A 20,721-nucleotide genomic window follows, 5' to 3' on the forward strand; every position below is an offset into this window, starting at 1 on the left:
CCCGGCGCGCGCGTCCGGCCCATCCGATGGGGGTAAGCAGGGCCGGACGCGCGCGCCGGGTGCTTGCCAGGGGGGTAAGCAGGGCCGGACGCGCGCGGCGGGTGCTTGCCAGGGGGGTAAGAAGGACCGGACGCCGGTGGCGGGTGCTTCCCAAGGAGATAAAAGGAGCCTGACCACGGCGGCCGGCACCACGGTGGGCCGGGTCCTGAAAGCAGAGTAACTTCGTATTTCCGGCCGGAAAAGGGTCCCGGCAGCTGGCAGAAATGCCGGCTGCCGGGGCTTTTGGCTTCCCAAATTCATGAAATACCTACCCTCCCTGGCCCTCTGGGGCTGGCTGCTGGCCGCCGGGGCCTCCGCTGCCCTTGGACAGAACTTGGTGATTAATCCCGGGTTTGAGCAGTACACGCGCTGCTTGGATAGTACGACGCAGGCTACTACCGGGGCTAGTAACCTGGACTACGTACTTTCCGGCTTCCGCCTGGGTACGGGCGCGCCGGGCTGGCTTTCTCCTACTGCCCTCTCCGCTGGCCATGTAATAGCCTGCAACGCCTTGCCAGAGGTTCGCCGGTACGGCCGGCGCTACAACGGCTGGTACCTGCCCCGGACGGGCGGTGGGTACATCATGCTGACAACCTACGGCGGTGACCTGGGACATAGCTACGCGCAGGGGCAGCTCAGCCAGCCATTGCGGGCCGGCTGCACGTACCGGGTCTCCGCCTGGGTCCGGGTGTCCTTTCCCGCCGAGATTCCATCCCCCCCCACCTCCTCCGACAACTTGGGGGTGTACTTTTCCCCCGCGCGTTTCGGCAATAGCTCCGCCCGCGTCCTCACCGGCTACCAGCCCCAGGCGCAGCTGCTGGCACCGGGCCAGACCCTGACCGATACCCTGCACTACACCTACCTCAGCCGCACCTTCGTGGCCCAGGGCGGCGAGCAGTACTTCACCCTGGGCAACTTCCAGCCCGACGCCGCGACCACCGTGCGCCGGCTCCGGTCCTACGGCGTCAACCCGGGGTATCCCAATGCCCAGTATTCCATCGACGACGTGGCCGTGGAAGCCGTGCTGCCGGCCGGCCTGGCCCTGGAGCTGGGCCCCGACCAGTGGCTGGGCACCTGCCCCGGTGCCGGCCCGGCCACCCTCACCGCCCAGGCCGGTTTCCAGGGCTACCGCTGGAGCACGGGCCAGACCACGGCCAGCATCCAGGTGAGCCAGCCCGGCCGCTACGTCGTCACGGCCGATTTCGGCTGCGGCCTGGTGAAAGACAGCGTGGAGGTGCGCCGCTACGACCCGCGCCTCACGCCACTACTGGCCCCGCCGCCGGCGCTGTGCGCCGGCCAGTCGCTCACGCTCACGGCCGCGCCCGGCTTGCAGGGCTATCAGTGGGCCGATGGCCCCACCGGCCCCGCCCGTGCCGTAAGCCAGCCCGGCCGCTACCGCCTCCTGGCCCGCACCGCCGACGGTTGCCCCGTGCGCGACAGCGTGGACGTGGCATTACTCCCGCCCCCGCTCGTGCCCGCCGGCTTCCCCACCGATACCCTGGTGTGCGCGCAGGAGCCCTGGCGGCTGGCCCTGCCGCCGCCGCCGGCCGGCGTCAGCTACGACTGGAGCACGGGGGCCACGGGCCCGGCCTTGTTCGTGCCGGCAGGGGTGGGCGGGGCCTTCACGCTCACCGTGCGCACCCGCTGCCAGGCGGTGGCGGCCACCGTGCGCGTGCGTCCGCAGGACTGCGCCCCGCTGCTCAACATCCCCAACATCGTCACGCCCAATGGCGACGGCCGGAACGACCGGTTCCGCGTCCTCGCCCCGAGCCCGCGGACGCTACGCCTGCAGGTGTTCTCCCGGTGGGGCCAGCTCCTCTTCGAGGCCGCCGACTACCAGGGCCAGTGGCCGGCCGATGCCACCGTCGCGGCCGGCAGCTATTACTATTTCTTAGTAGACACCACCTACGGTCGCCGCTACCGAACGCCGGATTAGCGCGGGTAGTACTGGTTCATCAGGCCCAGGGCCTTCTCGCTGCGGGCTTTGTCGCCGCTGAGCTCGGCGGCGCGGTACACGCTTTGCAGGCTGAGGAGGTAGCCGCGCTGGTCGTCTTCGAAGAGGCTGGCATCGGGCTTGGTGGCGTAGTAGGCCAGCATTTGCTCCGAGCGGCGGGTCATGGTGTCGAGCAGGTCGTCGGCCTTCTTCTTCTCGCCGGCCGCTACCAGGGCGGGCACCAGCTGCGGCGAGTAGTAGTCGTAGGGAATCGCGTTGTCGGGCATCAGCTCCAGGCACTTGTCGGCCACTTCCTTGGCCTTGGCCACGTTGCCGGCCGAGAGGTAGGCCGAAGACAGGCGGGCGAATTTATCGCGGTAGTTGGCCGGGAAGCGCAGGTTGTTCTCGTCGTAGAAAATCTTCGGGTTTTGCAGGCCGCGGTAGCTGAAATCCTTCAGCAGGCGGGTGTAGGTGAGGTCTTTTTCCACGAAGCCCTCGTCGCCGCTGCGCGGGTCGTAGTTCGGGTCCTTCAGCGGCAGCAGGCGGTAGGCCATCCCCTCCAGCTGGAAGTAGGGCTGCAGGTTCATGTAGTCGCTGGGCGCCACGGTGCTGCTGAAGTAGATGGGCCGCTGCCAGTTGTTGGTGGCAATCATGTCGAGAATCACCAGGTTTTTCTTCTCGATGGCACGCTTGCCCATGCTCCAGTCCATGCGGGCCACCAGCTGCTTCTCCCGGTCTTTGGGGATGATGTTGAGCTTGCGCACCGCCACGGTATCAATGGGCAGGAAGAAATTGGCCGTCGGGAAGGACATCATGCTCGGGCCGCCTTCCTGGTACTGCACTTGCAGCAGTGGGTTATTGTCCTTCACCAGCTGGATGAATTCCTTCAGGTTCACGCTCTGCACCGCCGGGTTAGCGGCGTAGGGCACCATGTCGTTGGTGCCCTGGGCGTAGGCCTCGGCCGGCATCGAGATGGGGAAGCCCTGCGAGAGGTAGGAGCGGCGCTTCATCTGGGCGATGTACCAGTCGGTGTTCAGGTACGAGAGCACGGCCACGCGCACGTCGGTGCGCACGCCCTCCACCTCCTGGGCGTACCAGAGCGGGAAGGTGTCGTTGTCGCCATTCGTGAACAGAATGGCGTTCGGGGCGCAGGAATTCAGCAGGTTCTTGGCCGAATCCACCGAGTTGTAGCGGTCCGAGCGATTGTGGTCGTCCCAGCCCTGGGCCGCCATAATGCCCGGAATCAGCAGGCCCACCGCCAGCGCGAGGCCGGCGCGCAGCCCGTCGGCCTTCACCACTTTGCCGAATAATTCGGCCAGCCCCAGCACCCCGAGGCCTATCCAGATGGCAAAGGCAAACGTGGCCCCGGTGAAAGTGTAGTCGCGCTCACGGGGCTCGCGCGGCGGCTGGTTGAGGTAAATCACGATGGCCAGGCCGGTCATCAGGAACAGCAGGCCCGTCACCCAGGCGTCCTTGCTGTCGCGCCGGCTCTGGAAAAACAGGCCGATGAGGCCTAGAATGAGTGGCAGGGCCAGGAAGTTGTTGTGCGCCGGGCTCTCACCCACGCGGGGCGGCAGGCTCTTGGCGCTGGGGCTGAGCGGCGTTACCACGCCCGCCTGCTGGATATCTGACTCGCGCCCCACGAAATTCCACATGAAGTAGCGCCAGAACATGTGCCCCATCTGGTAGCGGAACAGGAAGCCCAGGTTCTGGCCCATCGTCGGCTTCACGCCGTCCTGAATGTCCACCCACTTCTTGTAGTTGGCAATCTGGTCGGGCTCGTAGCTGTAGATGCGGGGCAGCAGCATCTTGTCGGCGTCGGCGTAGCCGGGCTCCTGCTGGCGGGGCAGAATTTCCTTGTAGGTGCCGGATTTCACGTCGCGGGCGTAGCGCGGCGCGCCTTCCTCGTAGTGGTCGGGCTGGGCGTTGAACTGCGGGCCGTAGAGCAAGGGCCGCGAGCCGTACTGCTCGCGCTTGAGGTAGCTCACGAAGCTCAGCACATCCTCCGGGTCATTCTCGTTGATGGTGGGCTTGAAGGAACTGCGAATCGGCACAATCAGGTAAGACGAATACCCAATCAGGATGAACACAAAGCTCAGCATGGCCGTGTTCAGCAGCTGGCTGCGGTACTTGAACGAGAGCCGGAAGCCCAGGTAAATCAGCCCGATAAACACAATCAGGAAGATGAACAGGCCCGAGTTAAAGGGCAGCCCAATGGTGTTGATGAAGAACACCTCGAACCCGCCCGCCAGCGTGGGCAACCCGGGAATGATGCCCACCAGGATGGACCCCACGATAATCATGCTCACCACCAGCACAATGATGCCGCCCTTCATGGTCGGGTTGGCGGTGCGGCGGTAGTAGTAAATAAAGCCCAGGGCCGGCAGCGTGAGCAGATTCAGCAAGTGCACCCCGATGCTGAGGCCGATGACGTAGGCAATAAGAATGAGCCAGCGGTCGGAGTCGGGCTCGCTGGCGTGGGCTTCCCACTTCAGCATTATCCAGACCACGGCCGCCGTGCACAGCGCCGACATGGCGTACACCTCGCCCTCCACGGCATTGAACCAGAACGAATCGGAAAACGCGAAAGCCAGTGCCCCCACCGCCCCGGAACTCAGGATGAGGAAGGTCTGGTAGCCCGTGGGCTCAATGTTTTCGGCGGCCAGCGAGTAGTCGTTGGCCTCGCCGCGCAGCACCAGCTTGCGGGCCATGCGGGTAATAATCCAGAACAGAAACAGGACCGTAAACGCGCTGCTCAACCCCGACAACGCGTTGATGAGCACCGCCACCTTGGTCACGTCGCCAAACGAGAACAGCGAGAACAGGCGGCCCAGCAGCAGGAACGTGGGCGCGCCGGGCGGGTGCGGCACCAGCAGCTTAAAGGAGCAGGCAATGAACTCGCCGCAGTCCCAGAACGAAGCCGTGGGCTCCAGGGTGAGCAGGTACGTGGCGAAGGCAATGGCGAAAACCACCCAGCCAACGAGGTTATTCAGGCTTTTAAAGGAACGCATAGAATCGAATGAGGCGCACAAGGGCCGGCTACATGGGCAAAAGCGCAGCCGGGAAATGAAGCTGGTAAGTCAGCTAAAAGGCAAAAGTAGGCAATGCAGCGTTGCACTGGCATGAACTGAAAACCAATTCAGGCTAGAAACACAAAAAGCAGCCCGAGGCTGCTTTTTGTCAATCCATTAGCTGTAAAATTCCTCAGTTCTGCAACACCAGGCGTTTTGTGCTCACCACCTTGCCGTCAACCAGCAGGCTGTAGAAGTACACGCCGGTGCGCAGGTCGCCCAAATCGAGCGGGAGGCCGGCACTGGTCAACTCCGGCCTGAGGGCGATGGTACGCACCTCCTGGCCGATGATGTTGCTCAGGCGCAGCACATAGCTCTGGCCGGCTTTCTGGCTCAGCTGCACCGTCACCTGGCCGTGGCTGGGGTTGGGGTACACATTCAGCGTAGCGGTGGGCTGAGCATCAGTTGCCGCCGAGGCCAACGCTACCGTGATGGTACCAATCATGCCCTGATAAGGCTGGCCCGGTGCCGATTGAAAGGCATGTGCGGAACAATGGTAAGGATAAACGCCGACTGGCAGATTGGCAACGCGGGTAGTAGCAGCAGCACCGCTGCCGGGGGTGAAGATGGCCCATGCGGCGGGCGAACTATCGGATACGGTGGGGTGGACACCCGAAACCCAGGTGAATACAACCACGTCGCCCGGCCGGATGGTGATGTTGGCGGGCGAGTAAGTATTAGCTCCGTTGGGGCCTACCTGCACAACCACATCAACAGCAAAAGCACTGCTCCATGACCCAAGGACCAAGGCAGAAAGCAACGTGAGACGAGTAAAGAGTTTCATAAGATTTGCAGAAAATGGTAAAAACAAAAAAGGTGACGACCTGAAGCCACAAAAGACAAGCACCGTGCCGGGTTGCCCCAAGATTCGGCCCAACCAACGCCAGGCGGGGCGTTTCGGTTTGATAGACCGACGAAACTGCCCAAAGTTGTATGGCCCATGACAAAAAGAACTCGGCCGCCGTGCCGGTATGGTTGCCTCAGGAATTATTTTTTATTAAAAATATTGAATATAGTACCCAGATGCCTGAAAGGCTGCCAGGGTTGCTACACGTGCCGAATTTCCTGCAGGCCAAAGCGGCGCAGCTCATTGCCAATGGCCACGGCCAGCCGGCCATCGTCCTCCACCCCGACAATCTGGCCGCTCACCCGCCGGCCAGCTACTTCGAAGCTGTGGGTTTCCTGGTAGCGGTACAGCGCCTGCAGGTAGTCGCGCCGCAAAGTGCCCTCTTGCCCGGCCCGCAGCTGCAGGTAGCGCCGCTCCAGACACTCGAGCAGGCGGGCGGCCAGGGTCTCACGGCTGTAGACGCGGCCCGTAAGCTGGCGAAAGGACGTGGCCGTGGCCACCGCGAAGGCTTGCTGGTTGACGTTCAGGCCAATACCAATGATGCTGTATTGAATCTTTGGGCCCGTTAATGTGTTTTCGATAAGGATGCCGCCCAGTTTCTGGTCGGCGTAATACAAATCATTGGGCCATTTCAGCTTCAGTTTGGGGTCGGGGCCGAGCAGGGCGGTGGCCCAGTCGTGCACGCCCAGCGCCACGGCCTGGCTAAGACGAAACTGCTGGGCAGCGGCCAGAAACGTGGGCTGCCACACCACCGAAAGCATCAGGTTTTCGGCGGGGGCGGCCTCCCATTGGTTGCCGCGCTGGCCCCGGCCGGCGGTCTGAAAGTCCGTAATTATGGTGCAGCCTTCGCTGGCCCGGTTTTGGACAATCAGGGCCTGCGCCTCCGAATTGGTGGAGGCACAGGACGGCAGCCACAGCAACTGCTGGCCCGTGAACAGGGTTTGAGGGGTGACAACCACAGCCTTCTTTCGCTTATCTTTAACTTCGTTGACTTTCGGCTGCAAAGCTCACACCTAACAAGACAATATGAAAAGCACGTTGGTCCGGCAGGATTCAGACACATTGGCAGATTTAGTCGTCCGCGGCATGCAAGACAAAAAAGCAGCTGACATTGTGGTGCTGAATCTGAAGGAACTCAAAAACGCCGTCGCAGATTATTTTATCATCTGCTCGGCCAATTCCGATACCCAACTCGAAGCCGTGGCCCGCTCGGTAGAAGAGGAAATTGAAAAAGTAACCGGCGAAAGCCCCTGGCAAACCGAAGGCCGCACCAACCGCGAGTGGGTGCTGCTCGACTACGTGGACGTGGTGGTGCACGTCTTTCTGCGCGACCGCCGCAAGTTCTACGCGCTCGAAGAGCTGTGGGGTGATGCCGACATCAGCTACATCGAAGCCGAGCCGGCCTAAGGCGGGACAAAGCGGGATAAAATATTTGTCCCGCTCGCACGTCTCTCTCGTTGTTCCGAGTGCTGCAAGGAAGTGAAGCTGATTTGGCCTGCGCCGGGCTTCGATGCCTTCCTTACTGTGCTCGAAATGAAGGCTGGCACACACCCGCTTTTGCCGAACATTTGTTTTGAGCGTGGTGTTTTGGTCGTAGTTATACCTGATTTTAACTAGCTATTTTCATGTCGGATAAAAATCCCAATAACAACAAGAAGAAGAAGGCGCTGGTGCCTACTCCCAACCCGCGGCCGGGCGTGCAGCTGTGGGTGCTGGCGGGCCTGCTGGTGTTCCTGGTCGGAGTCATGCTGGTGAACAACATGAATTCGCCCGCCAAAATCGACCAGCAGCAGTTTGAAGTGATGCTGGCGGCTGGCGATGTGCGCGATGTGACCATTGTGAACAACACGCAGGTAGACATTTCCCTAACCAAAGAAGGCCTGGCCAAATCCACCAACCAGCAACTGCTGCTGGCCCGTCGTGCCCCATTTGGGGTGGGCGCAGGCGCGCAGTTCTATTTCACCGTCGTCAACGGCGAGGTGTTTAAAAAGGACTTCGACCTGCTGCAGAAAGACGTGCTGCCCGCCAAACGCCTGCCGCTCGATATCGAGTCGCGGTCAAGCCCCCTGGACCTGCTCGGTAGCTACGGTTTCATCGTGCTGATGATTGTGGGCTTCTGGTTCCTGATGCGTCGCATGGGCAGCGCCGGGGGGCCGGGTGGCCAGATTTTCAGCATTGGCAAGAGCCGCGCAGCTTTGTTTGAAGGCGGCGATAAGGTGAAAATCACCTTTAAAGACGTGGCCGGCCTCGAAGAAGCCAAAGAGGAAGTGCAGGAGATTGTGGAGTTCCTGAAGAACCCAAGCAAATTCACCGTCCTCGGGGGTAAGATTCCGAAAGGCGCGCTGCTGGTGGGGCCTCCCGGTACGGGCAAAACCCTGCTGGCCAAAGCGGTTGCCGGCGAAGCTGACGTGCCGTTCTTCTCGTTGTCAGGTTCCGACTTCGTGGAAATGTTCGTGGGCGTGGGTGCCGCCCGGGTGCGCGACTTGTTTAAGCAAGCCAAAGCCAAGGCACCGTGCATCATTTTCATTGATGAGATTGACGCCGTGGGCCGGAGCCGTTCGCGGGGCTCGATGCCCGGCGGCAACGACGAGCGGGAAAACACCCTGAACTCGCTGCTGGTGGAGATGGACGGCTTCGGCACCGACTCGGGAGTTATCATTCTGGCCGCTACCAACCGGCCCGATACGCTGGATTCGGCTCTGTTGCGGCCTGGTCGTTTTGACCGGCAAATAAGCATCGACAAGCCGGACATCAACGGCCGCACCGAGATTTTCCAGGTGCACCTGAAGCCGCTGACGCTGGGCCCCGACGTGGATGCCCGTCGTCTTTCGGCCCAAACTCCTGGTTTTGCGGGGGCTGAAATTGCCAACGTCTGCAACGAGGCCGCACTTATCGCTGCTCGTCGCGACAAGAAGTTCATTACCGACCAGGATTTCACCGATGCCATCGACCGCGTAATTGGTGGTTTGGAGAAAAAGAACAAAATTATCTCGCCCGGCGAGAAGCGCATTGTGGCTTACCACGAAGCCGGCCACGCCATCGCGGGTTGGTTCCTGGAGCACGTCGACCCTTTGGTGAAGGTGAGCATCGTGCCTCGTGGCGTGGCTGCGTTGGGCTACGCACAATACCTGCCCAAAGAGCAGTTCCTGTACAACACCGAGCAGCTGACCGACGAAATGTGCATGGCTCTGGGCGGCCGCGCCGCAGAAGAGTTGGTGTTTGGCAAAATTTCTACTGGTGCGCTGAGCGACCTGGAGCGCATCACCAAAATGGCTTACTCCATGGTGACGATGTACGGCATGAACGCCAAGCTCGGCAACGTGTCGTTCTACGACTCGAAGGGGCAGAACGAGTACGGTTTCTCGAAGCCTTACTCGGAAGCTACGTCGCAGGTGATTGACGAGGAAGTGCGTACCATCATCGAAAACGCCTACACCCGCACCAAGGAGTTGCTCACCGAGCGCCGCCACGAGCTGGAAGTAGTGGCGAAGGAGCTGCTGGAAAAAGAGGTGCTGCAACAGGAGGACCTGACCCGCCTCGTGGGCCCGCGCCCCTTCGAAACCCAGACCAACTACCAGGCCCACATGGCCGGTACGGACCGCAGCGAAACCGCCAGCGAAGTGAAAGGCGAACAAGCCGCCGGTGGCAAACTGGGCACCGACCTGCCCGACCTGCGCCTGCCCGGCCTGGACGACGACCGCAACAACGAGGCCCCCGCGCCCAGCGGCAACGCAATAGCCGGCGCCTAAGGAGCCCCAAGCAGTAAATTTATAACAAAAGCCCATTCCTGGTTCAGGGATGGGCTTTTTTATTGATTCCGCGTGGTAGCCCAGGACATATTCCCGCACCCGCTACCTTTGACGACCTCAACCAGCGCCTCTTTCACTTATGGCCGACACTTCCCGCAACGCCATTCTCGCCCGCATCCGCCAGGGGCTGACGCAGCCCGCGCCGCTGCCACCCCGGCCCGACTTTACGGCCCCCGTGCACCCGCCGCTGAATACTGCCGACCCCGTGGTGGCCTTCGCGGAGAGTTTCCAGCGGGTGGGCGGCGAGTTTTACTACTGCGAGTCGCTGCCGCACCTGGCCGTGCAAATTGCCGGGTTTCAGCAGCGGCAGCAGGTGGGCGCGCCCTACGTGTGGGAGCCGAAAATGCAGTCCCTGCTGTACAAAGCGGGCATCGCGTTCCGGGCCGATGAAACGAATTTTATCGAGCAGGCCGATTTGGGGCTGACTTCGTGCGAGGCCCTGGTGGCGCGCACGGGCAGCGTGCTGGTATCGGCCGCCACGGCCAGCGGGCGACGGCTGAGCATTTACCCCGACCAGCACCTGGTGCTGGCCCGGCCCGGCCAGGTGGTGGCCGAAATCGGCGACGCGCTGCGGGTGGTGCAGGCCCGCTACGGCGCCCAAATGCCGTCGATGGTATCGCTCACCAGCGGCCCGAGCCGCACCGCCGACATTGAGAAAACCCTCGTGCTTGGGGCGCATGGACCGCGCCGCATCGCGCTGTTTTTGCTGGAAGACGAAGACGAGGACACTGCGCTTAATTAAGAATAATGAACGTCCCGGCAAGCTCGAATGCCGTTTTAGATTACTTGTTTCCTGAATGAAGCCAACCCTTACGCTGCCTGATTTGGCGCTGCCGCCCGGCAAGCGGGTCTATTTTGCTTCCGATTTCCACTTGGGAGCGCCGGACGCGGCTTCGTCGCTGGCACGGGAGCGGCGCATCGTGCGCTGGCTGGATGAGGTGGCGCAGGATGCGGCGGCTATTTACCTGCTGGGCGACCTGTTCGATTTCTGGTTTGAGTACAAGCATGCCATTCCGAGGGGATTTATCCGACTGCAAGGCAAGCTGGCGGAGCTCACCGATGCGGGCATGCCCGTCACCATCTTCACCGGCAACCATGATATGTGGATGTTCGGCTACTTTACCGAGGAGATGGGCATTCCGGTGTTGCGGCAGGAGGTGTCGCAGCGCATCGGCGATAAGCTGTTTCACATTGGGCACGGCGATGGGCTGGGACCGAAGGACTACAGCTACAAGGCCCTGAAGCAGGTGTTCACCTCCGGGCTGGCGCAGTGGCTGTTTGCGCGGCTGCACCCCAACTTCGGCATCGGCATGGCCAACAAGTGGAGCCGCCGCAGCCGCATGCAAACCGGCAAGGACGACGCGACTTATTTCGGCGAAGAGGAATGGCTGCTGCAATACTGCCGCGAGCTGGAAGCGCGTTGGCACCACGACTACTACGTGTTCGGCCACCGCCACCTGCCGCTCGATGTGGAGGTGGCCCCCGGCAGCCGCTACGTGAACCTGGGCGAATGGGTCAATTATTGTTCTTACGGCGTGTATGATGGCAACGAGCTGGCTTTGCGGCATTTTGAGAGGTAGTGCATGCTTCAGCTTGCGCCGGGTGGGCGGCATTTCACGCAGTGTCACGCAGTGTTTAAAAACGCAGTGTCTCGCAATGTTTTTACTGTGCGGCATTGCTGCCCACGCCCAGGTCACCGTCCCCTCCGCCGCTTCGGCCGCGCCGGCTTCGAGACAAACCGTGTCGCCGGTGCAGCCGGCTGCGGTGCCGCCAACTGACGCCAGCGCGGCCCCCACCGTGGCCGCCTGGAAGCTGCTACGCCTCATCAAGCTGAATAACCCTGGCGCGGCTTCACTTGACCGGCGTGGGGCGCTTTACGTGGCCGATGCCGACAACAACCTCCGCCAATACGGCCCCGAAGGCCTGCCCCTGAACACCTACGCGCCCACCCAGCCCGGCCACGCCGCGCAGGTGGAGGCCTGGAACGTGACCACCACGCTCGTCTTCAACGACGACCGGCAGCAGCTCGTGCTGCTCGACCGGTTCCTGTCGCTCATCAGCGAAGTGCGGCTCGCCGACTACCTGGATGGCACGGTGCGCGTGGCCACGCTGGCCCCGGACAACTTCATCTGGCTGCTCGATGAGAGCAACCTCGTGCTGCGCGAATTCGACCCCAATACCCTGCGCCTGGTGCAGAACACGCCGCTGGATTTGATAATCGGCCACTCGCGGCCCGATTTCCGATTCATCCGGCAGTACCAGAACAACACCTACCTGGTGGACCGCAGCACCGGCGTGTATGTGTTTGACAACCTGGGCAACTACAAGAAGAAGCTGCCTTTCCCGGGGCTGAATACCATCGGCTTCAGAGGTGATGAGCTGTATTACCTCGATGCCGGGGCGGTTCATTTCTTCCACCTTTACAACCTGACCGAGCGCCGCGTGGCCCTGCCCGCCGGCGTGGACCCCGGCGCCGTGCGGCAAGTGCTGGTGGGTGAAACCTACGCCTACATTTTCACGGTGGCGGGCGTGGCTGTGTATCAGATGTAAGGGCGGGGCGTAGGGTGGAGGTTGGGCCGGGGGCGGGCTGAACCGTGGCAACCCGCCGGAAAAGCCGGCCGTTAGTCGGGGAGTTTTTTCTTTTCCACTTCTAACGCTCCTGGCATGAAAGCTCTCCGAATTCACGGCATGCGTGATGTCCGTGTCGACAATGTCGACGACCCCGAAATCCACGAATCGCGCGATGCCATTATTCGCGTCACCAGCACGGCCATTTGCGGGTCCGATTTGCACATCTACAACGGCAGCCTGCCCCAGCCCACGCCCCAAACCCTCGGCCACGAGTTCATGGGCATTGTGGAGGAAGTGGGCAAGGGCGTGACCAACCTGCGGCGCGGCGACCGCGTGGTGGTGCCCTTCCCGGTAGCCTGCGGCCACTGCCTGTTTTGCAACCACGACCTGCCCGGCCACTGCGAAAACTCCAACCCCGACCACTACGGCCCCGAAGGCGGCCTGGTGACCGAAAAAGGCGGCGCCCTCTTTGGCTACACCAGCCTGTATGGCGGCTACGACGGCGGCCAGGCCGAGTACGTGCGCGTGCCCTACGCCAACTTCGGCCCCCGCAAAGTGCCCGACAACCTCACCGATGAGCAGGTGCTTTTCCTCACCGACATCTTCCCCACGGGCTATTCCGGCATCGACTGGGCCGGGGTGAAGGGCGGCGAAACCATTGCCATTTTCGGGGCCGGTCCGGTGGGCATCATGGCCGCCAAATCGGCCTGGCTGCGCGGTGCCAGGCGCGTCATCATCGTCGACACCCGGCAGTACCGCCTCGATATGGCCAAAAAATCGGCCAACGCCGAAGGCATTCTCTGGGAAAGCCACCAGCAGGTGGTGGACGAAATCCGGAGCATGAGCGGCGGCTACGGGGCCGATGTGTGCGTGGAAGCCGTGGGTTTCGAGCCCGACCGCAACCTGGGCGACCGCGCCAAATCCGTCGTGAACCTCGAAAAAGGTTCCGACAAAGTGGTGCTGGCCTGCATCAGCGCCGTGCGCCGGGGCGGGTTCGTGTCCATCTTGGGCGTGTACGCCACGCCGTTCGACAACTTCCCGCTGGGCCAGATTTTCGACAAGGGCATCATCATCCAGGCCGGCCAGGCCCCCGCCCACAAGCACATCGACAAGCTCATGCAGCACGTTTCGAACGGTGATGTGAAGCTCGATGACATCATCACCCACCGCCTGCCTTTGAGCCAAGCCCCCCATGGCTACGACATCTTCCGTCACAAGAAAGACGGCTGCGTGAAAGTGGTGCTCAAGCCCGGCGAGTAAAGTGAAGGGTTGTTATCTCTTATAAAAACGCCTCGGCCAGTTTGGTCGGGGCGTTTTGGGTTGAAAGCCGGTAGGGTAGGGGGCCGCGTGTGGAGGGAGGCTATATTTGGAAAGGCCTTCGCCCCCTTCTCTGATGATGCAAAAAAGAACTACCCGGCTGCTGCTCGGCTTCACGGTGGTGGCTGTGGGTGGGGCCGCCATTAGCCGCCCGTCCGGTATCGGTGCGGGGCCACCTGCTGCGAGCGCCGCTTCCCAAGCGGCCCCCACGCATGCCGGGGCACTGATGCCGACCTTCGATTACCCTACCGGCGTAGCTGTAGCTGCGGCGGGCACCGTGTACGTGGCCGATGCCGGCAGCCAACTAATCCGCCGGATTACGCCCGCTGGGAGGGTGAGCACGCTGGCCGGCAGCAGCCTTATTGGTCCTGACCGTGGCGGTAGCGGCCGCCCCCCCCGCGTAGCGGCCATGACGCAAATGCCCGGCGGCACAAATGAGTGCGGCCGCGGCCGCCATCTTGCCCGGTTTCATGTCGGCAAGTCCCGGATGGCAAACCTGAGCTCCGGTTTGGCAAACTTGGGTTCCGGTTTGCCGTTCCCGGGTTCCGGTTTGCCATCCGGGAGTTCAAGTTTGGCAAACTTGGGTTCCGGTTTGCCGTTCCCGAACTCCGATTTGGCAAACCCGGGTTCAGGTTTGCCAAATCGGAGTTCAGGTTTGCTAATCCGGGTTCCGGTTTGGCATTCCCGGGTTCAGGTTTGCCAAACCGGAACCCGGATTGGGAAAGTCAGCTTCCCGGAACGGGCCTCAGGAGCTGGGAAAGAGATTGTAAAAAAAGCAGTTACATTTAGCTGCTTGAGTTTCACATACCCTTGAGCGCCCTTCTACCATGGCCCGCAAACCGCGTGTTGTTATCCCCGAAAACCCCGGCGAGCTGATGAAGCTCACCGGCCTCGTCTACGCCCAGCACCAGAAACTCGGCACCAAGTCGCCGCTCCTCATCCTCGATTCGCCCACCTGGGACGAACTGGGCCCCGATGTCCTCACCGCCGTGGCGGCCCAAATTCGCATCGAAGAGCTGGAAAAGGAGCTGAAAGCCCTCTACGGCGAGCGCGACCCGCACCTGGCCTCCTTCACCGACCTCGACCGGCGCTCGCGCGACACCCTGCTCGCCAAGCACGCCGCCAACCCCGCCGCCCTCGGCGACTACGGCTTCGACGTGATTGCGGCCGTGGCCCCGGTAGCCGCCGCCAAGAAGCCGGCGAATCTTTAGCCGCTTTCGCTTCGCCAGGCGAACGCCCCGGCCGGTTTGGTCGGGGCGTTTTCCTTGCGGCGAGTGCCTTCGAGGGCCGCTCGCGTTTCGTTTTTATGATGCACCGTTTAGTACGTGGCCGACCACCTGCACACCACCATCCGCAAAAGCTCCCTTCCGGCGAAGCATCGACGCGGACCCGATGGCCCCACGGTCAGGCATAGTGCAACCAAAGCGCGGGTCTTATCGGCCGCGCCAGACCGCGCCGGGACCGTTATGGCACCTTTCTCTGCGCAAACCTTTCCCTTCCCCAAACGGGTTATCTTTGCTAAATTCCCACTCATCAGCGGCCGGGACAATGCGCCGCTTCACTTATAGATATTCAGCCAAATGGCTTGCTCAAGTTGTTCAACCGGTGGGGGCTGCGGCACCACCAAAGTAGGGGGCTGCGGCTCGAAAGGGGGCTGTAGCTCCGGCGGCTGCAACCGCATGAATGTGTTCGACTGGCTCCAGGACGTGGAGATTCCCGACTCGTTTGCCGGGTTCGACATGGTCGAAATCCGCTTCAAGGGCGGGCGCAAGGAGTTCATGCGCAACGACCAGCGCCTGCCCCTTGTGACCGGCGATGCCGTGGTGGTGGAAGCCGCCGGCAGCGGCTGGCACCTCGGCCACGTTTCGCTGAAAGGCGAGCTGGTGCGCCTGCAAATGCGCAAGAAGAAAATCCCCACCGACTCCAAGGAAATCCGCCCCATCCTGCGCATCGCCACCCCCGACGACGAGGAGCGCTGGCAGGCCGTGCGCGACCTCGAAACCGGCACCATGTTCCGGGCCCGCGCCGTGGTGAGCGAGCTGCGCCTCCGCATGAAACTCTCGGACGTGGAGTACCAGGCCGACCGTACCCGGGCCCTCTTTTACTACTCGGCCGAGGACCGGGTCGATTTCCGCGAGCTTATCCGCCGCCTGGCCGATGAGTTTCGGGTGCGCGTCGAGATGCGCCAGATTTCCCTGCGCCAGGAGGCCGGCCGCATCGGCGGGCTGGGCATTTGCGGGCGCGAGCTGTGCTGCTCGACGTGGCTGACGGACTTCAAAACCGTGAGCACCACCGCCGCCCGCTACCAAAACCTGAGCCTCAACCCCCAGAAGCTGGCCGGCCAGTGCGGCCGCCTCAAGTGCTGCCTCAACTACGAGCTCGACGCCTACCTCGATGCCCTGAAGGACATTCCGCAGGTGCAGCGCCCCCTGCAAACTGCTAAGGGCGAAGCCTTCTTGCAGAAAACCGACATCTTCCGCCGCCGCATGTGGTTTGCCTTCAAAGGCGACAATAACTGGGTGATGCTCGACACGGCCCGCGTGCGCGAGCTGCTGGATATGAACAAGCGCGGCGAGAAAATTGAAAGCCTGCTGGCCCCGCGCGAGGAAGCTCCCGAGCCCGAAGTGTCGGCTATCGTGGAAGGCTCGCTCGACCGGCTTGACGATAAAATCAAATCGGGCGGCAAGCGCACCAAGCGCAAGAAAACCCGTGGCGAGCTGAAAGATGGCGCTAACCCCGGCGAAACCTCCGAAGCCCGCGCTCCCCGCGAAGGCCGGGAGCCGCGCCCCGAGCGCGAGCCCCGCGCCGCCCGCGAGCCCGGCACCGAGCCCCGTGAAGGCCGGGAAGCCCGCCCGCCCCGCGAACCGCGGGAAGGCCGGACTCCCCGCGATGGGCGCCGGCCCGCTGGTGCCGCCCCCGGCGGCCCCCGCCCGCCCGAGCAAATGACCAGCCCCGGCCCCGGCGACCCCGACAACCCGACGCCCGCCCTGGGCGATGTGCCCGAGCAGCGCGGCCGCCGCGGTGCTGCCGCCCGCCCCCTCAACCGCCGCAGTGGCCGGGCCCGGAGCAGCGACACGCCCCGCCCCGAAGGCGAAGCCGGCGAGCCCCGGCCCGAAGGAAGCGGCCGCAACCGCCGCCCCGAAGGACCCCGCCGTTCCGATTCAACGGCCACGCCCAAGCCCGCGGCCGAAGGCGGAGGAAAGGGTGAGCCCCGGCCCCGCCGCGAAGGCGAAGAGCGCCGCGAAGGCCGCGGTGGCCGCAACCGGCGTGGCGGCCGTGGCCCCGCCGGCGAAGGTGGCGCGGCGCCAGCATCCAATCCCGCACCGGCTGGCTCGTAAGCAATGCCGTTTCGTTTTCGAATGCCACCTATCCGCATGAACCAGCGCTTTGCTTGTCGATTGGCTACGGCCGTCGGGCTCCTGTGCGTGCTCACCGCCTGCGACCCCAACCGGGTGTTTGAGCAGAATATTGATTTCCCGAAGTACTCCTGGGACGTGCAGCAAAAGCCGGCCTTTACCTTCGCTATTCAGGATACGGCGGCGCTGTACGACGTATTTTTCAACGTGCGCTACGCCTCTGCCTACGGTTTTTATAACCTCTATGTGAAGCACACCCTGGCAGGGCCCGCTGGCCCGGCCGGCCCGCCGCTGTTGCACCAAATGCTGCTGATGGACCCCAAAACCGGCGAGCCCAAAGGCAGCGGCACCGGCGACATCTACGACATTCAACTCTTGGCCCTGCCCAAGCAGCACTTCGCCAAAGCCGGCAACTACACCCTCACCCTGGAGCAGTACATGCGCCAGGACCAGCTGCCGGGCCTCATGGCCGTGGGCGTGCGGGTGGCCAAGCACGTGGCAGCGACGAAGTAGAGGCGCCGCGCATCAAAAAAAGCCGGCCCTGCATTGCGCGGGGCCGGCTTTTTGATTTCTAATGGCGAGGTGAGAAACCTTATTGCAGGCGGGTGACGTCAACGGCGTTGGGGCCTTTCTTGCCGGCTTTGATGGTGAACTGCACCCGGTCGCCGTCCTGGATTTCGTGGATGAGGCCGGTTTGGTGGACGAAAATTTCTTCCTGGGTGTCGTCGGCGACGATGAAGCCGAAGCCTTTAGAGTCGTTGAAAAACTTAACGGTGCCGGTAAGCATAAGCGTGGGGTAATAAAAAAATGAATGGAGCCTTGGAATAACGCCGCCCGCCGTTGGGCTGGCCATGTAAGGCGGGCGGCGCCAGCGCGTGGCCCGGCAAAGGTAAAATGACGGCATCGAACTGCCGTGCGCCCGCGCCGGAAAGCGGCCCCTTCAAATGCCAGCAACGGGCTGGGGCGCGCGTCGTATAGCTGAGTAGTTCATCCGTTCACTGATTGCAACTCCTTTCGCACGCCATGGAAAACGAGGAAATAAACCTGAATACCGAGTCCAATGACATTGCGGGCAACCGCATTGATGGGCCGGTGGGCAACACTGCTGCCAAGCCCGGCCGCCCCGGCACCGGCGTGGGAATGCCGGGCGGTGCCCCCACCAACGCCACTCCCGTATCGAGCGAAGCCCTGGCCAGCGCCGAAACAAGCGTCGGCAAAGGGGCCGTGGATGCCGACACCCCGCCCCAGGAAAACAAAGAGGTCAACCCCGCCGACCTTGAGCCGACCGGGGACTACGGTGGCAACTTCAGCAACAGCACCCAAAACAGCTATCGCGACGAGGACCGCCGCGAAAACCAGGACAGTGACCCCAACCGGGGCGAGTTCGGGACCCAGGGCCAGGGTGGCACCACCCACGGCGGCTTCGGCAACCAAAACCGGCTGGCCGACTACGAGCCGCGCGATTCGGCCGAGGACCGGTACTACGGCGGCCCCGGTGCCCCCGGCCCGCAGGACAATGCCTACCGCGCCTACGACGGCCGCGACGAGCGGCCCGATAACCGTACGGACTACGGTTTTGAGCCCGGCACGAACCCCGATACCCTAAAGAATGCCGGGGGGGCGCACCAGAACGACAATGGCTCCCCGTTGGGCACTGACCGCGGCTACGCCAGCGATTACGGCCACACCTCGCTGCGAGGAGCCGCGACCCCCGGTGCCGATGCCGCCGCGCAAGGCAGTGCCCCAACCAACCCCGACCGCCGTAACCAGACCGAGGACTATCTGCCCACGCAAACCGGCACCGATAACCAGGGCCGCCACGAAGAGCAGCACCCCGGCTACTCCACCAATGATGCCGAGATGGCCGACCAACGCGGCCAGCGCCCCGCCAGCAGCCAGGGCTCCGACGACCGGGGCCGCAACCAGCCCAACGACACCCCCGATTTTAACACCGGCAACGACCGCAACGGCTACGTGCAGCCCCAGGCCAAGAACGGCGACTCGGCCCAGGGCGTGGGCTCGCGTGGCGGCTCGTACAACGATGCCTACGACGACAGCAACCCCAACAGCAAGGCCGGCTCGCCTGCCAAAGGCGAGGAGCGCAGCGAAGACCGCAGCCAGAACTACGGCGAAGCTGCCCGGCAGGAGAACCGAGCCGGCGATGAAAACAGTGACGACCACGGTGCCCCGCAGCGCAACGCCGGCCGCGACGGCGAAGCCGACGAATAAGAAGTAAGGAAAGGGGCAAAGCAGACCGTCATGCTGAGCGGAGTCGAAGCATGACGGTCTGCTTTGCCCCTCAAGGCTAGCGGTGCATTTTTACGCCGATGTCGTACGGATAGCGGGGCGGGCCACCAACTTGAAAACGTGGCCTTTGAACTCGTCTACCATTTCGCTTTTCAATGGGTTGAGCGGGCCGAAAGTGTACCACTTGCTGTCGTATTGCGGCTTGCTGCCAAAGGTCTGGCTCTTGAGCAGGCGGCCGGTAGGAGCGGGGTTGGTGGGGCGCGGGTCACGGGCCTTGAGAGCCGCTGAACGTGCCCGGCCCCCGCAGAGGCTGAATGAGGTAGTGGTGTTGGCAGGGCCTTTCAGGTCGTCGTTTTTGCCCCCGTAGTCGGGGTCAAATACCCGGATGTAGACCGGGGCGCGTTGCTCTTCGGGGATGAGAAAAAGAAGGTTTGGCTGAAATCGTCGTCGCCCCACTGCTTATCCGATTGCGCGCCGAAGGTGACCAGGCTCTCCACCCGCTCGCCGGGGTTGGGCACCGCCTGAGCCCACGCCGTGCTGGTACTAAACGCGGTGGCCAATAAAACCAGCAGTGCACTTTGATACAAAAAACGTTGTTTTACCATGCAGCCAAGCTACCCACCCTTCACCAATTGACGGCCGTTAAGCTGAGCCGTTAGGAGATAAAGTGCCCGGAATCCGCTGCTAAATTGTATGTTTACGGCTTGTTAGCCCCTGCGCCTATGCCCGCCGCCGTCCGCGCCACCTCCGATTTTTTTGACCAGCTAACTAATGACTTGCTGGTGCTGCGGGTGCAGGCCCAGCAGCGTTTTCGTCCGCTGAGCGCCGAAGAGCTGAACCGCCGCCCCGGCCCCAGCCGCTGGAGTGCCGGCCAGTGCCTGGAGCACCTTAACATCGTGGGCGGGTACTACTTGCCCAGCATCGCGGCGCGCATTGCCAAGGCCCAGGCCCGAGGCTCCAAGCCGGCGGCTACGGCCAAGCAAGGCTTTATCGGCCGCCGTTTTGTGGAGTCGATGCGCGCCCCGGCCAGCACCAAAGCCTACATTTCGCCCCAGCGATACGCCCCCACCGGCACCCGCCTGCCCCGCACGGTGACCGAGGTTTTTAGTCGCCAGCTCGATGAGCTGCTGCGGCTTGTGCTACTGGCCCGGCAAGTAAATGCCAATGCCATCCGTATTCCCAACGCCATTTTTCCGCTGCTGCTGCTGCGCCTTACTGACCAGCTGGAGTTTCTGGTGGTGCACATTCAGCGGCACGTGGCCCAGGCCGAAGCCGTGTTGGCGGGCAGCGGGGTGAGTGCCAACGCAAAGGCTTCGGCAGCTTAAGCTCAGCTTATTGTTTTGCTATCAAACCCCGCGCTAGCTCCTGGCGCGGGGTTGGGCTGTTTACCAGGAGGCTGAGTTGTCGGTTATTAGTTGCTCGTTGTTAGTTGACAGCATATTGGCTGACAACCAACAACTAACAACGAGCAACCCCTTTGCCTAAAGGCGCTGGGCGTGGCCGATGGCTTTGGGCGGGAAACGTCATAATC

Annotated in this window: 18 protein-coding genes; 13 read left to right on the top strand and 5 right to left on the bottom strand. The window is 62.8% G+C overall.

Features of this window, described 5'->3' with window-relative positions:
• Positions 1-298: 298 nt before the first annotated feature.
• The gene (locus tag J4G38_RS09055) at positions 299-1,975 is read left to right on the top strand and encodes a T9SS type B sorting domain-containing protein (protein ID WP_226163308.1); all 1,677 of its coding nucleotides are present in this window, start codon (positions 299-301) and stop codon (positions 1,973-1,975) included.
• Here the strand turns inward: J4G38_RS09055 and J4G38_RS09060 are convergent.
• From J4G38_RS09060 to J4G38_RS09070, 3 genes are all read right to left on the bottom strand, one after another.
• A complete protein-coding gene (locus J4G38_RS09060; RefSeq protein ID WP_210516892.1) occupies positions 1,972-4,983 on the bottom strand; it encodes a glycosyltransferase family 117 protein in 3,012 nt (1,003 codons plus the stop codon). The two genes, J4G38_RS09055 and J4G38_RS09060, sit on opposite strands and share 4 nt — an antisense overlap.
• A gap of 193 nt (positions 4,984-5,176) precedes the next feature.
• Positions 5,177-5,827: a T9SS type A sorting domain-containing protein gene (locus J4G38_RS09065; RefSeq protein ID WP_210516890.1), complete on the bottom strand. Its 651-nt coding sequence runs from the start codon at positions 5,825-5,827 to the stop codon at positions 5,177-5,179.
• Positions 5,828-6,090: 263 nt separating this feature from the next.
• A complete protein-coding gene (locus tag J4G38_RS09070) occupies positions 6,091-6,849 on the bottom strand; it encodes a biotin--[acetyl-CoA-carboxylase] ligase (protein WP_210516888.1) in 759 nt (252 codons plus the stop codon).
• 67 nt (positions 6,850-6,916) lie between these two features.
• On the opposite strand from J4G38_RS09070, the gene rsfS reads away from it, so the two are divergent.
• The 10 genes from rsfS to J4G38_RS09120 all read left to right on the top strand — a co-directional run bounded on the left by rsfS (position 6,917) and on the right by J4G38_RS09120 (position 17,456).
• Positions 6,917-7,297 (top strand): ribosome silencing factor, encoded by a 381-nt coding sequence (gene rsfS / locus J4G38_RS09075; RefSeq protein ID WP_210516886.1) that lies wholly within the window; start codon positions 6,917-6,919, stop codon positions 7,295-7,297.
• Positions 7,298-7,515: 218 nt separating this feature from the next.
• Complete coding sequence (gene ftsH / locus J4G38_RS09080) at positions 7,516-9,639, top strand: ATP-dependent zinc metalloprotease FtsH (RefSeq protein ID WP_210516884.1); 2,124 nt, start codon at positions 7,516-7,518, stop codon at positions 9,637-9,639.
• A gap of 139 nt (positions 9,640-9,778) precedes the next feature.
• Positions 9,779-10,441, top strand: a complete 663-nt coding sequence (locus J4G38_RS09085) for a LutC/YkgG family protein (protein WP_210516882.1) — start codon at positions 9,779-9,781, stop codon at positions 10,439-10,441.
• Between the two features lie 55 nt (positions 10,442-10,496).
• Positions 10,497-11,279, top strand: coding sequence for a UDP-2,3-diacylglucosamine diphosphatase (locus J4G38_RS09090; protein ID WP_210516880.1), 783 nt, complete (start codon positions 10,497-10,499; stop codon positions 11,277-11,279).
• Positions 11,280-11,355: 76 nt separating this feature from the next.
• Positions 11,356-12,249: a hypothetical protein gene (locus J4G38_RS09095; RefSeq protein ID WP_210516878.1), complete on the top strand. Its 894-nt coding sequence runs from the start codon at positions 11,356-11,358 to the stop codon at positions 12,247-12,249.
• Between the two features lie 114 nt (positions 12,250-12,363).
• The gene (locus J4G38_RS09100; protein ID WP_210516876.1) at positions 12,364-13,530 is read left to right on the top strand and encodes a zinc-dependent alcohol dehydrogenase; all 1,167 of its coding nucleotides are present in this window, start codon (positions 12,364-12,366) and stop codon (positions 13,528-13,530) included.
• A gap of 283 nt (positions 13,531-13,813) precedes the next feature.
• Complete coding sequence (locus J4G38_RS09105; protein ID WP_226163325.1) at positions 13,814-14,401, top strand: hypothetical protein; 588 nt, start codon at positions 13,814-13,816, stop codon at positions 14,399-14,401.
• Positions 14,402-14,414: 13 nt separating this feature from the next.
• Positions 14,415-14,798, top strand: a complete 384-nt coding sequence (locus tag J4G38_RS09110; RefSeq protein WP_210516871.1) for a hypothetical protein — start codon at positions 14,415-14,417, stop codon at positions 14,796-14,798.
• Between the two features lie 468 nt (positions 14,799-15,266).
• On the top strand, positions 15,267-16,925 hold the full coding sequence (gene ricT, locus J4G38_RS09115; RefSeq protein ID WP_226163310.1) for a PSP1 domain-containing protein: 1,659 nt from the start codon (positions 15,267-15,269) through the stop codon (positions 16,923-16,925).
• Positions 16,926-16,961: 36 nt separating this feature from the next.
• Positions 16,962-17,456 carry a gliding motility lipoprotein GldH gene (locus tag J4G38_RS09120; RefSeq protein WP_210516867.1) on the top strand — a complete coding sequence of 165 codons (495 nt, stop codon included), beginning with the start codon at positions 16,962-16,964 and terminating at the stop codon, positions 17,454-17,456.
• Between the two features lie 79 nt (positions 17,457-17,535).
• On the opposite strand, the gene J4G38_RS09125 is transcribed toward J4G38_RS09120, so the two are convergent.
• The gene (locus J4G38_RS09125) at positions 17,536-17,730 is read right to left on the bottom strand and encodes a cold-shock protein (protein ID WP_210516865.1); all 195 of its coding nucleotides are present in this window, start codon (positions 17,728-17,730) and stop codon (positions 17,536-17,538) included.
• A gap of 215 nt (positions 17,731-17,945) precedes the next feature.
• On the opposite strand from J4G38_RS09125, the gene J4G38_RS09130 reads away from it, so the two are divergent.
• On the top strand, positions 17,946-19,172 hold the full coding sequence (locus J4G38_RS09130; RefSeq protein ID WP_210516863.1) for a hypothetical protein: 1,227 nt from the start codon (positions 17,946-17,948) through the stop codon (positions 19,170-19,172).
• A 90-nt stretch (positions 19,173-19,262) separates the two neighbouring features.
• On the opposite strand, the gene J4G38_RS09135 is transcribed toward J4G38_RS09130, so the two are convergent.
• Positions 19,263-19,646 (bottom strand): hypothetical protein, encoded by a 384-nt coding sequence (locus tag J4G38_RS09135; protein WP_210516861.1) that lies wholly within the window; start codon positions 19,644-19,646, stop codon positions 19,263-19,265.
• A gap of 266 nt (positions 19,647-19,912) precedes the next feature.
• On the opposite strand from J4G38_RS09135, the gene J4G38_RS09140 reads away from it, so the two are divergent.
• Positions 19,913-20,515 carry a DinB family protein gene (locus tag J4G38_RS09140; protein ID WP_210516859.1) on the top strand — a complete coding sequence of 201 codons (603 nt, stop codon included), beginning with the start codon at positions 19,913-19,915 and terminating at the stop codon, positions 20,513-20,515.
• The last annotated feature ends 206 nt before the right edge of the window (positions 20,516-20,721 follow it).

The organism is Hymenobacter terricola (assembly GCF_017921975.2).
In the GTDB taxonomy this organism is placed as follows: Bacteria; Bacteroidota; Bacteroidia; order Cytophagales; family Hymenobacteraceae; genus Hymenobacter; species Hymenobacter terricola.

What these genes read in the sequence shown, in the direction of transcription:
- J4G38_RS09055 (WP_226163308.1), top strand. Translation starts at nt 299, where the DNA reads ATGAAATACCTACCCTCCCTGGCCCTCTGGGGCTGGCTGCTGGCCGCC.
- J4G38_RS09060 (WP_210516892.1), bottom strand. Translation starts at nt 4,983, where the DNA reads ATGCGTTCCTTTAAAAGCCTGAATAACCTCGTTGGCTGGGTGGTTTTC.
- J4G38_RS09065 (WP_210516890.1), bottom strand. Translation starts at nt 5,827, where the DNA reads ATGAAACTCTTTACTCGTCTCACGTTGCTTTCTGCCTTGGTCCTTGGG.
- rsfS (WP_210516886.1), top strand. Translation starts at nt 6,917, where the DNA reads ATGAAAAGCACGTTGGTCCGGCAGGATTCAGACACATTGGCAGATTTA.
- ftsH (WP_210516884.1), top strand. Translation starts at nt 7,516, where the DNA reads ATGTCGGATAAAAATCCCAATAACAACAAGAAGAAGAAGGCGCTGGTG.
- J4G38_RS09085 (WP_210516882.1), top strand. Translation starts at nt 9,779, where the DNA reads ATGGCCGACACTTCCCGCAACGCCATTCTCGCCCGCATCCGCCAGGGG.
- J4G38_RS09090 (WP_210516880.1), top strand. Translation starts at nt 10,497, where the DNA reads ATGAAGCCAACCCTTACGCTGCCTGATTTGGCGCTGCCGCCCGGCAAG.
- J4G38_RS09095 (WP_210516878.1), top strand. Translation starts at nt 11,356, where the DNA reads ATGTTTTTACTGTGCGGCATTGCTGCCCACGCCCAGGTCACCGTCCCC.
- J4G38_RS09100 (WP_210516876.1), top strand. Translation starts at nt 12,364, where the DNA reads ATGAAAGCTCTCCGAATTCACGGCATGCGTGATGTCCGTGTCGACAAT.
- J4G38_RS09105 (WP_226163325.1), top strand. Translation starts at nt 13,814, where the DNA reads ATGCCGACCTTCGATTACCCTACCGGCGTAGCTGTAGCTGCGGCGGGC.
- J4G38_RS09110 (WP_210516871.1), top strand. Translation starts at nt 14,415, where the DNA reads ATGGCCCGCAAACCGCGTGTTGTTATCCCCGAAAACCCCGGCGAGCTG.
- ricT (WP_226163310.1), top strand. Translation starts at nt 15,267, where the DNA reads ATGAATGTGTTCGACTGGCTCCAGGACGTGGAGATTCCCGACTCGTTT.
- J4G38_RS09120 (WP_210516867.1), top strand. Translation starts at nt 16,962, where the DNA reads ATGAACCAGCGCTTTGCTTGTCGATTGGCTACGGCCGTCGGGCTCCTG.
- J4G38_RS09125 (WP_210516865.1), bottom strand. Translation starts at nt 17,730, where the DNA reads ATGCTTACCGGCACCGTTAAGTTTTTCAACGACTCTAAAGGCTTCGGC.
- J4G38_RS09140 (WP_210516859.1), top strand. Translation starts at nt 19,913, where the DNA reads ATGCCCGCCGCCGTCCGCGCCACCTCCGATTTTTTTGACCAGCTAACT.